Source organism: Sphaerisporangium rhizosphaerae (assembly GCF_042665155.1).
Lineage (GTDB): Bacteria > Actinomycetota > Actinomycetes > Streptosporangiales > Streptosporangiaceae > Sphaerisporangium > Sphaerisporangium rhizosphaerae.
The window spans coordinates 1-12,214 of record NZ_JBHTCG010000057.1; the positions used below are offsets into that span (position 1 = coordinate 1).

Annotated in this window: 12 protein-coding genes; 7 read left to right on the forward strand and 5 right to left on the reverse strand. The window is 74.7% G+C overall.

From position 1 onward, the window contains the following. The 4 genes from ACFQSB_RS39010 to ACFQSB_RS39025 all read left to right on the forward strand — a co-directional run. Positions 1-180: hypothetical protein (locus ACFQSB_RS39010; RefSeq protein ID WP_380832315.1), on the forward strand; the 180-nt coding region annotated here is incomplete at its 5' end. A 401-nt stretch (positions 181-581) separates the two neighbouring features. After that, positions 582-1,388 carry a carotenoid biosynthesis protein gene (locus ACFQSB_RS39015; protein WP_380832316.1) on the forward strand — a complete coding sequence of 269 codons (807 nt, stop codon included), beginning with the start codon at positions 582-584 and terminating at the stop codon, positions 1,386-1,388. Next, complete coding sequence (locus ACFQSB_RS39020) at positions 1,376-2,896, forward strand: phytoene desaturase family protein (RefSeq protein ID WP_380832318.1); 1,521 nt, start codon at positions 1,376-1,378, stop codon at positions 2,894-2,896. Before ACFQSB_RS39015 ends, ACFQSB_RS39020 begins: the two co-directional genes overlap by 13 nt. Positions 2,897-3,024: 128 nt before the next feature. Continuing rightward, the gene (locus ACFQSB_RS39025) at positions 3,025-4,290 is read left to right on the forward strand and encodes a glycosyltransferase family 2 protein (RefSeq protein ID WP_380832320.1); all 1,266 of its coding nucleotides are present in this window, start codon (positions 3,025-3,027) and stop codon (positions 4,288-4,290) included. On the opposite strand, the gene ACFQSB_RS39030 is transcribed toward ACFQSB_RS39025, so the two are convergent. Next, the gene (locus ACFQSB_RS39030; protein WP_380832322.1) at positions 4,241-4,831 is read right to left on the reverse strand and encodes a glycerol-3-phosphate acyltransferase; all 591 of its coding nucleotides are present in this window, start codon (positions 4,829-4,831) and stop codon (positions 4,241-4,243) included. The two genes, ACFQSB_RS39025 and ACFQSB_RS39030, sit on opposite strands and share 50 nt — an antisense overlap. On the opposite strand from ACFQSB_RS39030, the gene ACFQSB_RS39035 reads away from it, so the two are divergent. Continuing rightward, complete coding sequence (locus ACFQSB_RS39035; protein WP_380832323.1) at positions 4,812-5,660, forward strand: spheroidene monooxygenase; 849 nt, start codon at positions 4,812-4,814, stop codon at positions 5,658-5,660. The two genes, ACFQSB_RS39030 and ACFQSB_RS39035, sit on opposite strands and share 20 nt — an antisense overlap. A gap of 32 nt (positions 5,661-5,692) precedes the next feature. Here the strand turns inward: ACFQSB_RS39035 and plsX are convergent, their stop codons facing one another. The 4 genes from plsX to ACFQSB_RS39055 are packed head-to-tail and all read right to left on the reverse strand — an operon-like array spanning position 5,693 to position 10,242. Continuing rightward, positions 5,693-6,787: a phosphate acyltransferase PlsX gene (gene plsX / locus ACFQSB_RS39040; RefSeq protein ID WP_380832325.1), complete on the reverse strand. Its 1,095-nt coding sequence runs from the start codon at positions 6,785-6,787 to the stop codon at positions 5,693-5,695. Position 6,788: 1 nt separating this feature from the next. Then, positions 6,789-7,721 carry a phytoene/squalene synthase family protein gene (locus ACFQSB_RS39045; protein ID WP_354931572.1) on the reverse strand — a complete coding sequence of 311 codons (933 nt, stop codon included), beginning with the start codon at positions 7,719-7,721 and terminating at the stop codon, positions 6,789-6,791. Continuing rightward, positions 7,718-9,187 (reverse strand): phytoene desaturase family protein, encoded by a 1,470-nt coding sequence (gene crtI / locus ACFQSB_RS39050; protein ID WP_380832327.1) that lies wholly within the window; start codon positions 9,185-9,187, stop codon positions 7,718-7,720. Before crtI ends, ACFQSB_RS39045 begins: the two co-directional genes overlap by 4 nt. Next, the gene (locus ACFQSB_RS39055; RefSeq protein WP_380832329.1) at positions 9,187-10,242 is read right to left on the reverse strand and encodes a polyprenyl synthetase family protein; all 1,056 of its coding nucleotides are present in this window, start codon (positions 10,240-10,242) and stop codon (positions 9,187-9,189) included. The genes crtI and ACFQSB_RS39055 overlap by 1 nt, the downstream gene beginning before the upstream one ends. Before the next feature lie 229 nt (positions 10,243-10,471). Here ACFQSB_RS39055 and ACFQSB_RS39060 point away from each other — a divergent pair, with 229 nt between their 5' ends. Together ACFQSB_RS39060 and ACFQSB_RS39065 are read left to right on the forward strand one after the other, a co-directional pair. After that, positions 10,472-11,545, forward strand: a complete 1,074-nt coding sequence (locus ACFQSB_RS39060) for a MerR family transcriptional regulator (protein WP_380832331.1) — start codon at positions 10,472-10,474, stop codon at positions 11,543-11,545. Positions 11,546-11,647: 102 nt separating this feature from the next. Then, entirely contained in the window at positions 11,648-12,172 is a 525-nt protein-coding gene (locus tag ACFQSB_RS39065; protein ID WP_354850703.1) for an RNA polymerase sigma factor, read from the forward strand. The last annotated feature ends 42 nt before the right edge of the window (positions 12,173-12,214 follow it).

A 12,214-nucleotide genomic window follows, 5' to 3' on the forward strand; every position in this document is an offset into this window, starting at 1 on the left:
ACCAAAGGAACCATCCCCGCGACCACGAAAGCCACGGAAGACGGGAAAATGCATAATCATGCACTGGCTTTTAACACACTGTTGAGTTCTCAAGAAACGGACGCGTACACCACCGGAAACCAGACCCTTCAAGGACCCGACCCCCGACTGGGGCGTTCATTTCGTATGCCTTCATTTTAGCCGATCCGGTCGACCGGAACCAAATCGCGCCGTTGCCAGCACTTGACTCCCGCCACCCGAACCAACGAGCATTCAGGCCGCCCCGTCTCCAGGGCAACCCCTCTAACTTACCCTACTGCTTGGGCGAGGTCAACCGAGCCGGTCAGAGGCTCGAAGGGCTTCGCTGCGCAGCACTGTGACGCCGGATCCACCGTGGCTACGCCGGACCCGCGGGTGTCATCAGAGAGTTCCCCGGGATCCCGGCGCCTTGACGGCGGCCGATCGTTCCCTGGGGCGAGAAGAACAGTAAGGGCGGTCTCGGGGTCCGTCAAATCGCGGCGGGCCCGCGCAGCCACGCCTCGGCCGGGACACGGCACGCTCTTCATGCATCTACGGCGCCGACGTCGATCGAATGACTACGTGTGAACGCGTGGGAGACGCTCAAGGAGAGAGCCGGGCCAGGACGACCGGGGCGCGGCGGCCGTGGCGGAGCCGAGGCCCGTTATCGGGTCGCCGGCGCGGCCCTGCTCGCCGCCATGGTCGCGGCCCAAGTAGAGACAGGGCTGCGCCATGAGGACCTGAGGCTGGTCAGCCTGGTCGTCGTCCTGCTGGCGGCCTCCGCGATCGCCTACGCGGCGGCCGCGCACACGCTGCCCAAGGCGCTCGCCGCCTTCGCCGGGGCGGCCGCCGTGGGCTACGCGGCGGAGTGGATCGGCACGCGGTCCGGGGTGCCGTTCGGCGCGTACCACTACACCGGGGTGCTGTGGCCGAGCCCCGGCGGCGTTCCCCTCATCGTGGCGCTGGCCTGGGGCGGCATGGGGCTGGCCGCGCAGGCGGTCGCCCGCCGCGTCGCTCCCCGCGGCCGTACGGCCCGCGCGTGCGTGGGCGCGCTGGCCCTGACGGCGTGGGATCTGTTCCTCGACCCCCAGATGCTCCGCCTCGGACTGTGGCGATGGGAGGACACGGGCCCGTACCGCGGAGTGCCGTTCAGCAACTTCGTCGGCTGGTTCCTGGTGTCCCTGCTGGTCATGGTCTTGATCGACCGGGTCGCGGGCGGGCCGTCCCCCGGCAGCACAGGGTTGGTCGCGGTGTACACGGTGATGGCCGTGATGGAGACGATCGGTTTCGCGGCAGTGTTCCGCCCGCCCGACCTCCTGGTCGCCGCGGCGGGCGGAATCGCCATGGGCACGTTCGCTCTGCTGGCATGGAGGTATCGATGGCGGAGGTGATCGTGGTCGGCGGCGGTGTGGGCGGCATGGTCTGCGCCCTGCTGCTCGCCCGTGACGGGCACGCCGTGCGGTTGTACGAGCGCCTGCCCCGGCTCGGCGGCAAGCTCGCCGAGCACCGCCGCGAGGGGTTCACGTTCTCGCTCGGCCCCTCGCTGCTGACGCTCCCAGGGCTGTTCCGCGAGCTCGGCGTCCAGCTCGACCTCCTCGAGCTGGACGTCCTGTGCCGTTACCGCTTCCACGACGGGACGTCGTTCTCGGCCTACCGCGACCCGGAGCGCACGGCGGCGGCGGTCGAGCGGCTCGCGCCCGGGGAGGGCGAGCGGTGGCGGGCCTTCCACCGGTGGGCCCGCGGCTGCCTGGAGGCGTCGCGGCGCACCTTCTTCGCCGGTCCTATGGCGCCGCTGACCCGGCCGCCGCAAGAAGTGCGGGCCACGGACCTGTGGGCGGTCGCCCCCGGCCGCACGCTCCACGGTCTGGCCGGCGCGTTCTTCCGTGACCCCCGGCTGCGCCAGTACGTCGACCGGTACGCCACCTACGCCGGGTCGAGCCCGTACCGGGCGCCCGCGGCGCTGGGCTGCATCCCGGCCATCGAGCACGGGGAGGGCGGCTGGTACGTGCCGGGCGGCCTGCCCCGCATCGCCGACGCCCTGCGCGCGCTGCTGGACGAGGCCGGCGTCGAGGTCCACCTTTCCACCGAGGTGAGCGAGGTGCTGGCCGACCGGACGCGCGCCCACGGCGTGCGGCTGGCGAGCGGTGAGGTGGTCACGGCGTCCGCCGTGGTGGTCAACGCCGACGCCGCGTCCCTGTACGGGCGGCTGCTCCCCGACCGGGTGCGGTTGCGGCGCATCGCGCGGCTCGGGCTGTCGTCCTCGGCGTTGCTCCTGCTCGCCGGCGTCGAAGGCAGAACCGAGGGACTGCCGCACCATTCGGTCGTGTTCTCCGCCGACTACCGCGAGGAGTTCGGTGACATCTTCGAGCGGCGGCGTCCCCCGGAGGACCCGACGGTCTACATCGGCTGCTCGGCCGTGGACGACCCCTCGCAGTCGCCCGCCGGCGCGGAGAACTGGGTCATGCTGGTGAACGTGCCCGCCGGAGATCCGGGGCGCTGGCCGGTGTCCCCCGAGGCCTACGGGGAGCGCGTGCTCGAGAGGCTGGCGGAGCGCGGGCACGACCTGTCCGGGCGGCTGCGTTTCCTGGAGACCTTCACTCCGGCCGACATCCGGGACCGCTACGGAGCCTGGGGCGGGGCGATCTACGGGGGCGCGTACGCCGGCAGGCTCGCGCCGTTCCGCCGGCCCGGCAACCGAGGTCCTCGACGGGGCCTGTACCTGGTGGGGGGCTCGGTCCATCCCGGCGGCGGGCTGCCGCTGGTGACGATGGGCGGGCGGATCGTCGCCGACCTGGTGAACGAGGACCTCCACGGCCGGAACGCCAGGAGGAAAACGACCGCGAACCGTGGCGCCGTACCGCTGGACGCCGGCTCCCGTGGGCGCGGCGAGGCATGGTGACGGGGCGCCGAGCGGCCGCGGCCTTCGAGTACGTGCGCCGCGCCGCAGCGACCGGATCCCAAGCGGCGGCCGGATCCCGGCCGTCGGGCGGTTGGCGGCCTGGAGGCGGAAGCCGGCATCTCGGACGGGTGCTCACCGGCGCGCAGGCACTGGCCGCTCTGGCCGTCGGCGTGCGACTCGCGCGCGGGCGACGCCGCCTGCCTCCGCTCGCCCCCGGGGGCCCGGAGGTCACCGCGCCGATCTCGGTGGTGATCCCGGCCAGGGACGAGGAGGCCCGTATCGGCCCGTGCCTGACGGCCGTACTGGCCGACCCGGCGGTGGCCGAGGTGATCGTCGTGGACGACGAGTCGTCCGACGGCACCGCCCGGCTCGCCGCCGCGCTCGGGGCGACGGTCGTGCGGGGACGGCCGCTGCCCGCCGGCTGGGTGGGCAAGCAGTGGGCCCTCCACCAGGGACTTCTGCGCGCCCGCGGCGCGATCGTCGTCACGCTGGACGCCGATGCCCGGCCGCTTCCCGGACTGTTCGGCGCGCTGGTCACGGCGCTGGAGGGCAGGGACCTGGTCAGCGTTGGCCCCCGGTTCGTGTGCGACGGGACCGCCGAGCAGGCGCTGCACGCCTCGTTCCTCGCCACGCTGATCTACCGGTTCGGTCCCATCGGCCCTGCCACGCCCCCGCCGCCGCACCGGGTCGTCGCCAACGGCCAGTGCCTGGCCTTCCGGCGCGAGGCGATGCTGCGCGCCGACGGGTTCGCCCGCGTTCGCGGCCACATGACGGACGACGTCGCGCTCGCGCGACTGCTCGCCGCGCGGGGATGGGTGGTCGGGTTCCTCGACGCGGGCGGCCTGCTGGAGGTCGACATGCACGAGTCGGCGACGGACGTGTGGCGGCAGTGGGGACGGTCGCTGCCGCTCAGCGACGTGACCGGTCCCGCGTGGCAGGCCGCCGACCTCGCCGTCGTGTGGCTGGCCGCCGCCCTTCCTGTGCTGAGGCTGGCCGCCGGACGGCCGACCCGGCTCGACCTCGCGCTGGTGGCCGTACGGCTGCTGCTCGCGGGGGCGCTGCGAAGGAGCTACGCGCGTCCCGGCCCCGGAGTCGCCCTGTCGGTGCTGCTCGACCCGGCCACGGCCGTACGGCTGACGCTTGCGACGCTGCGTCCGGTGCGGACCTGGCGAGATCGCACCTATCCCCGCGTCCCTCCCGGGGGTGCGGTCGCGAGCGCCGCGCCGGCCGGAGCGTCCCACGAGGTCGGCGACGCCGTCGCGCCGGAGTCGCCTACCGCCACCGAGGCCGCGCCATCACAGCCGCATGCCGGCACGAACGCGGCGGCGCCGGAGGCGCGTACCGTCACGAACGCCGCGCCGCCAGAGCCGCCTGTCCGAAGCGCAGGCCGATGAGGCACATCAGCGCTCCCGTCGCGGCGACGTGGCCGACCGGCGCGAAGGCGAACTGCAGCACCGGCAGGGCGAAGACACCGGCCCTGGCGCCGATGGAGAACGACCGGGTGAGCATGGCGACGGCCGCGAGCAGGACCAGGGCGAGGGCGAACGCCGGCGGGCAGATGACCGCCATCCCTCCGGCGAAGGTGAGGATCGAGCGCCCGCCGCGGAACCGGGCGAACACCGGCCAGGCATGCCCGGCCATCGCCGCCGCGACGGCGGCGTACGCGGGGAGCACGCTCGGCCCGGCGACCACCCAAGGACCGGTCGTGTGCCATCCCCCGCCCGCCAGCCCGAGCAGTCCGGCGAGCACGCCTTTGAGCATGTCGCCGGCGAAGACGGGCGCGGCCCCGCCCGCGCCGAGTCGCTCGCGCACGTTCCAGAAGCCGGGGTTGCGGTCGCCGACGTCACGCGGGTCGAACCCGTGGGCCCGCGCGACCAGCACCGCCACCGGGATCGAACCGAGAAGGTAGCCGCCGATGACCGAGATCAGCGACATGACCGGCACGGGGAGCATCATCGCCTCGTTCCATCTCAACAGGTACGCGGACCTGGGCGCCGCGCGGTACATGGCGTTCGACCGGCCGGTGCTGCGCCGTACGAAGGGGCTGCTGTTCTGGCGGCTGCTCGGGACAGGGCGGGGACGGTCGATGACGCTGGGCGCGGACGCCCGCCGCTGGGCGCTGCTCGCCGTGTGGCGCGAGGAGGCGGTGCTGGACCGTTTCCTCGCCCGTTCCCCCATCCCGGCCAGGTGGCGGCGCGAGGCCGCCGAGTCGTGGCAGGTGCGCCTGGCGCCGCTGGCGTCCCGCGGACGCTGGGGCGGAGTGGCGCCGTTCGGCCCGGACTCCGTCCACCATCGCGCACCTGCCCCAGGGAGCGAGCCGCCCGCTCGCGGCGTCGTCCACGGCGTGACACCGCACGATGACGGGGGCTCCGGCCTCGGGTCCTTGGGCGGAGGTGCGCCGGAGTACAGGACGGGACCGGTCGCGGTGCTGACCAGGGCCGCGATCCGGCCACGGAGTCTGGTGCCCTTCTACCGGTCGGTCTCCGGGGTCGAGCGACCGCTGCGCGAGGAGGACGGGTGCCTGGCCTCGGTGGGCATCGGCGAGTGGCCGCTGGCCCGGCAGGCCACCTTCTCGCTCTGGCGGGACGCCGCGGCCGTCCGCGATTTCGCGTACGCGCAGGGCCCGCATCGGCGGGTGGTCGAACGGGTCCGCGCGGAAGGCTGGTACTCCGAGGAGCTGTTCGCCCGCTTCGCGCCTTACGCGAGCGAGGGGACGTGGGACGGCGCCGATCCCCTCGCCGCCCGCGCGCACGAGGGCCCCTGAGAGGGTCCGGGAGGCGCGCGCCTGCGCGTGCCTCACCGGGCGGGCGTGACGGTCAGGTGCTCGCGCACGCGGGCCACCACCTGGCCCTCGGCGAGGTCACGGGCGACGACGCAGGCACGGGCGATCGTCGCGGCCCGGGAGGAGCCGTGGGCCACGACCACCGTGCCGGCGAGGCCGAGAAGGGCCGCTCCGCCGTGTGTCTCGGGGTCGTAGCGGCGGGCGACCTGCCGCAGGTCGTCGGGCCCGGCGATGCCGCACCGGGTGACCAGGGACAGGGTCGCCCGGACCGTCCCCTCGATGTTCTTCAGCACCACGTTGCCGGTGAATCCGTCGGTGACCACCACGTCGACGGTACCCGCGAGGACGTCATCGCCCTCCACGTTGCCGTGGAAGCGGAACGGCATCCAGCGCAGCAGTTCCTCCGACCGGCGGGTGAGCCGGTTGCCCTTGCCCGGCTCGGAGCCGATGGAGAGCAGGCCCACCGAGGGGTCGTCCACGCCGAGCACGAGCTGGGCGTAGGAGACGCCGAGCAGCGCGAACTGCGCGATCATCTGCGGGGTCGGATCGACGGTGGCGCCCGCGTCGACCAGTACCGTGGCCCCGCCCCGCACCGACGGCAGCGCCACGGCGAGCGCCGGGCGCAGCACCTGCGGGGCCGTGCCGAGCAGGCCGATCGCGCTCGCGACGACGGCCCCGGTGGAGCCGGCCGACACGAAAGATCCGCCGATGCCCTGCCGCAGCAGGTCCAGGCCGACCGCGAGGCTGGACCCGGTCCTGGTCAGGGCGCCGACGCCGCGTTCGGACATCGGGACGGCGTCGGTGGCCGGTGCGATGTCGGCCTCGCCCGCCGCGCCGAGACGCGCGAGCTCACGGCCCAGGACGTCCGGCAGGCCGGTGAGGATCACCTGGACGCCGTGTTCCCGCCGCGCCTGGACGGCTCCGCGCACGGTCTCGGCGGGGCCGTGGTCCCCGCCCATGGCGTCAAGGACGACCGGCCGCGACGGGACCGCCGGAGACGCGGCGTTCCGCCCGCTCGGCGTGCCCGGCGTGCCCGGCGCCGGAGTGGGCGGGGACGCGGGCGTAGAGGGGGTGTCCGCCTGGGAGGGGTTGTCGTGGTCGCGGTCCATCTCAGCGGGCCTTCACCTGGGTGCGGCGCTCGGCGCGGCCGGCGGCGGACGCGGCGGTCAGGTACCTGGTGAAGATGGCGAGCCGGCGCCGCCGGGGCACGCGCACCCGCCCCGCCAGGACGTCGTATCCGGCCGCCTCGACCTCCTCCAGGATCCCGCCGTACAGCTCGTAGGCGGCGCGCACGCAGGGCCGCGAGGACGGCACGAGCAGCTCGATGCCCTCCAGCGCCCGGCGGTAGTGGTCGCGCGCCCGGTCGGCCTCGTAGGCGATGAGATCGCGGACGGCCGGGGTCGTCCGGCGGGCGATCAGGTCCTGTTCCGAGACCCCGAACTTCTCCAGGTCCTCCAGGGGGAGGTAGATGCGTCCCCGGTCGAGGTCCTCGGCCACGTCGCGGATGAAGTTGGTGAGCTGGAAGGCGAGGCCGAGCTGGCGGGCCGGCTCACGCGCCCGTCCCGCGGCGCCCGGCAGCGGTTCCAGGATGGGCAGCATCATCGTGCCGATGACCGCCGCCGAGCCGTCCATGTACCCGAGCAGCTCGTCGTAGGTGCCGTAGCGGTGGACGGTCAGGTCGGCGCGCATGGAGGCGAGGAAGGCGTCGATGTCGGCGAGGTCGATGTCGAAGCCGCGCACCGTGTGGGTGAACGCCGGCAGCACCGGGTCCGCGACGGTCTCCCCGGCGAGGCCGGCGACGAGCTGGGCGACGAGATCCTCCAGCGCCGTTCCCCGGTCGCCGGTCATGGCGAAGGAGTCGACGATCTCGTCGGCGTGGCGGGCGAAGCCGTACAGCGCGTGCACGTGGGGCCGCTTCCAGGCCGGGAGCAGCAGGGTGGCCAGGTAGTACGAGCGCCCGTAGGAGGCGTGCAGCCGCCGGCACCGTTCGTAGCTGGCCGTCAGCGTGGTGGCGCGCGAGGGCGCCGCGGGGTGGGATGTCATGGGGTGGACTCCAGGATGCGTTCCGCGGCCAGGCGGCCGGAGATGAGCACCGGCGGCACTCCGACTCCGGGCGCGGTGTACATGCCCGCGAAGTGCAGCCCGGGGACGCGGCGGGCCGCGCCGGCGGGCCGGAACCAGCCCGTCTGGGTGAACCGGTGGTCGAGGGCGAACGGGGTGCCCGCCGTGTGACCGCGCCTGCTCCACGCGGGCGGGTCGAGGACCAGGTGCGGAGCCGTCGACAGGTCGCCGTAACCGAGGGCGTCGAGCCGGCCGAGCATGCGGTGCAGGAGCCGGGGGGTGAGCCGTTCCCAGTCGCCGCCGCCGGTCAGGTTCGCGGTGGGCTCCAGCACGCTAAGGGTGGCGTGCCCTTCGGGCGCGGCGGCGTCGTCGCCGCTGGGGTAGGTGACCAGCAGGCTCGGGTCGGACTGCGGCCGGCCCGCCTCCAGGGCGTCGAACGTGGCGTCCCATTCGCGCCCGAAGTGCAGGGTGTGGTGGGCCTGGCCGGGCAGGCGCCGGTCCAGGCCGAAGTGGGCGACCAGGCAGGACGGGGAGAACCGGGGACGCCGCAGCCGCCAGTCGTCGGCCGCCTCCGGCAGCAGCCCGCGGTGCGCCGCCGCCCGGTCGCAGGCGACGACGACGTGGCTCGCGGGGAGCCGTTCGCCGGTGTCGAGGCGGACGCCGGTCACCCCCGCGCCGTCGGCCTCCACGGCGGTGGCGCGGACGCCGTACCGCAGGTGGGCCCCGGCCTTGCCCGCGGCGCCGGCCATGGCGAGCGGGATGGCGCGCATACCGCCGTCGGCGGGGAAGTACACGCCGCCGACGGTGTCCATGTGGGCGATGACGGCGTAGATCCCGAGCGCGCGGCGCGGGGCCAGGCCGACGTACAGCGCCTGGAAGGTGTGGGCCCTGATGAGCCGGTCGTCGGTCAGGTGCCGGCGCACCAGGCCGTCCAGCGTACGGAAACCGCCGAGCGCGGCGAGCCTGGCCAGCGCGTACGGGCGGGCGAGCGCGCGCAGCCGCGTCATGTCCCTGTCGATGAACGCCGCCCACTCCAGGCGGAACATCTCCTCCAGCAGCCGCCGCAGGCGCCGGTACCGCACCGCCTCCTCGGGGCCGCACAGCAGCCGTACCTGCTCGGTCATGGCCTCTGCTCCGGCGACCACGTCCAGGCTGGAGCCGTCGTGGTAGGTGAGCCGGTAGAACGGGTCGAGCCGTCGCAGCGGCAGCCAGCCGTCCATGTCCTGCCCGGCGGCGGCGAAGGTGCCGGCGAGCACACCGGGCATGGTGAGCACCGAGGGGCCGGTGTCGAACCGGTAGGGTCCGGCGGACTCGGTTCCGCAGCAGCCGCCGGGGCCGTCCTGGGCCTCCACGACGGTCACCTCGCGGCCCGCCCCGGCCAGGCGCATGGCCGCGGCGAGCCCGCCGAGCCCCGCTCCGATGACCACGACGGGGTGCCTGGCCCCCATCAGGCGTTCCTGCCCGTCGCCGCGTCGGCGAGTTCGAGCAGGGCGGCCGCGGCCTCGGCGGGCAGGTCCGCTCCGTCGATCGCCGCCCTCGCGGCGACCAGCAGGCCGGCGATGCGCGCCTCGACGGTGTCCAGTGCGCCGGTGGAGACGATCAGGTCGCGGGCGGCGGCGACGTCGTCCTGGTCGCGCACGTGGTCCAGGACGGCCGCGCCGCGCGCGCCGGCCCGTTCGCGGGCCACCGCCGTGAGGTAGGTGCGCTTGCCCTGCAGCAGGTCGATCGCGGCGGGCTTGCCGGTGGCCGCCGGGTCGCCGAACACGCCGAGCACGTCGTCGCGGAGCTGGAACGCCTCCCCCAGCGGCAGCGCGTACGCGCTCAGGGCCGGGCGCACGGCCGGGCCGCCCCCGGCGATGGCGCAGCCGAGGTGCAGGGGCCGCTCGACGGTGTACTTGCCGGACTTGTACCTGGCGATCAGGGTGGCCTCCTCGCGGCCGCCGGTTCCGCGGGCCGCGCCGGCCAGGTCCATGTACTGCCCGGCGATGATCTCGACGCGCAGCCGGGTGAAGATCTCCAGGGCCTCGCCCAGGCGCCGTCCGCTGTCGAGCAGCGCCGCGTCGGCCCAGGTGAAGGCCATCATGCCGAGCAGCACGGCGGTGGACTCGCCGAAGCGGCGGGGGTCGCCGGACCAGCCGAGCTCCCGGTGACGGGCGGCCAGCCCGGCGTGGGCCGTGGTCTGGCCGCGCCGGGTGCCGGCCTCGTCCATCACGTCGTCGAGCAGGAGCGCGCAGGCGTGCAGCAGTTCCACCGCGCAGGCCGCGGGAAGCACGACGTCCAGGTCGGCGGGCGAGCCGCCCGCCGCGCGGTACCCCCAGTACACGAACGAGGGCCGCAGCCGCTTGCCGCCCCGCAGGACGAAGTCGGCCACATATCGCCGTACGGCCGCGCGCTCCTCGTCCCCGAGGAAGTCCAGCCGACCCATCTCGCGTTCGAGCAGGTGGCCGAGGTGGCGGTCGATCAGCTCGCGGAGTTCGCTCTTCTCCCGGGCCAACGTCACCATGGGCACCGCTCCTTCGGCCATTGCAGGGATCATGGGCCTCATCAGTAAAGTTTTCGTGCCTCCTCGGCGGCGCGGTTGCACCCATGCCGGGCATGCTCTGCAAAGCGGGACAGAAGATGAACCTCCGCTGGTCAATGCGCCCTGGTTCGTGAGCCGGCCGTGGCCGAACCGCTGGGCGCGGTGCGGCGAGGCGGCTGGAGATGGACGACGACGGAGGGTGGGGCGGCCGGTGGGGCACGACGGCGCGGCGCAGGACGGCGGCGGCCCGCCGGCCGGGGACGAGCCCGGCTACGGCATCGGGGCCGTCGCACGGCGGCTCGGCGTGCCCGTCCCGACGCTGCGCACCTGGAACCTGCGGTACGGCATCGGTCCGAGTCGCCGCAGCCCGGGCGGGCACCGGCGCTACGACGAGGCGGACCTGCGCCGGTTGGAGGAGATGAACCGGCTCATCCACGCCGGGGTGGCTCCGGCGGACGCGGCGGGTCACGCCCTGCGCCACCGCCCGCCGCCCGGCCCGGTCGCCCCTGCGGCCCCGGCCACCGGGCCCGTGCCGTCACCGGAGCGCACCCCGGCCGGTGAAAGCGGCCACCCGGCGGCCGGTGCACCGGGCACGGCAGGCGGCGTGCCCGGCCGCACGGCGATCGGTGAACCCGGCCACGCGCGCGGCGAAGGAGCGAGGTCTCCTGCGACGCCGGGACGGCCGCCCTCGGCCGCGGCGCTCGCGCGGGCGGCGCTCGCGCTGGACGTGCGCACCGTGGACGGCCGGCTGGAGGCGGCGCTGCGCGACCGGGGCGTCGCCTGGACCTGGGAACGGCTCGTGCGGCCGGCGTTCGCCGTCATCGTCGGCAGGCAGGAGGAGACGGGCGCGGGCGTGGAGGTGGAGCACATGTTCTCCGAGCGCCTGCTGGACGCGCTGGCCGCCCGCGCCCGCGAGGCCCCGGCTCCGGCCTACCCGCGGCCGGTGCTGCTCGCGTGCGCGGAGGAAGAGCAGCACAGCCTGCCGGTGTACGCGCTGGCGGCGGCGCTGGGCGAGCTGGCCGTCGAGACGCGGGTGCTGGGCCCACGCACGCCGTACGCCGCGCTGGAGGCGGCGATGCGGCGGCTCGGGCCCTCGGTCGTCTTCGTCTGGTCGCACCGGCGGGAGACCGGCGACGCGGTGCCGCTCGCGGCGCTGCCCCGGCTGCGGCCGGCGAGCCGTGTGGTGGTGGGCGGCCCCGGCTGGGCGGACGTCCTGCCGCCCGGGACGGCGCGCGTGTCCACCTTGCCGGAGGCGATCACGGCCGTCATGGGCCTTCTGCGCTGAGCCCATCTCTGCGGGCCGCGGTGGCGGCCGGTGGTTGCGCCGGCATGCCGAAGGCGACTATGAATAGGTTTTGAGTAGCTTTCCGATGGCATGAGGGTGTTCATGAACGAGACCCTGGAGTACCGCCTGGCCGCGGGAGAGGAGACGGCGATCGGCGACTGCTATCGCACGCACGCCCCCGCCGTCCGGTCCTACCTGCGAAGATATGTGCCGCCCCAGGACGTCGAGGACGTCCTGCAGGTCGTCTTCACCGAGGCGTGGCGGTTCGGGCACCGCTTCGACCCTGCCCGCAGCCTCACGGCATGGCTGCTGGGCATCGCCTACAAGCGCGCCGTCGACCACCTGCGGGTACGCACGCTCACCACGGTGCCGCTGGAGGCCGTCACCGAGCCGACCGGCCACGACGGGCGCGACGACGGCGACGTGCTCGCCGACCGCGACCGCATCAGGCGGGCGCTCGCCGTCCTTCCCGACGCCCAGCGGCAGGCGATCGAGCTGGCCTACTACGGGGACCTGACCCAACGCGAGATCGCCGACCGGCTGCGCGTGCCGCTCGGCACGGTAAAGGCGCGCACGGCACGCGGCCTGCGCCGCCTGTCGCTGCTGCTCGCCCCCGCCGCCACCTGACTCCTCCGCCCGTCAAGGACAGGACCGCCAGTGGCCAACGGC

Bases quoted from the DNA above. Each gene is read 5' to 3' on its own strand.
- ACFQSB_RS39035 (WP_380832323.1), top strand. From the start codon at position 4,812: ATGACCGAGATCAGCGACATGACCGGCACGGGGAGCATCATCGCCTCG.
- ACFQSB_RS39045 (WP_354931572.1), bottom strand. From the start codon at position 7,721: ATGACATCCCACCCCGCGGCGCCCTCGCGCGCCACCACGCTGACGGCC.
- ACFQSB_RS39055 (WP_380832329.1), bottom strand. From the start codon at position 10,242: ATGGTGACGTTGGCCCGGGAGAAGAGCGAACTCCGCGAGCTGATCGAC.
- ACFQSB_RS39030 (WP_380832322.1), bottom strand. From the start codon at position 4,831: ATGTCGCTGATCTCGGTCATCGGCGGCTACCTTCTCGGTTCGATCCCG.
- ACFQSB_RS39065 (WP_354850703.1), top strand. From the start codon at position 11,648: ATGAACGAGACCCTGGAGTACCGCCTGGCCGCGGGAGAGGAGACGGCG.
- crtI (WP_380832327.1), bottom strand. From the start codon at position 9,187: ATGGGGGCCAGGCACCCCGTCGTGGTCATCGGAGCGGGGCTCGGCGGG.
- plsX (WP_380832325.1), bottom strand. From the start codon at position 6,787: ATGGACCGCGACCACGACAACCCCTCCCAGGCGGACACCCCCTCTACG.
- ACFQSB_RS39020 (WP_380832318.1), top strand. From the start codon at position 1,376: ATGGCGGAGGTGATCGTGGTCGGCGGCGGTGTGGGCGGCATGGTCTGC.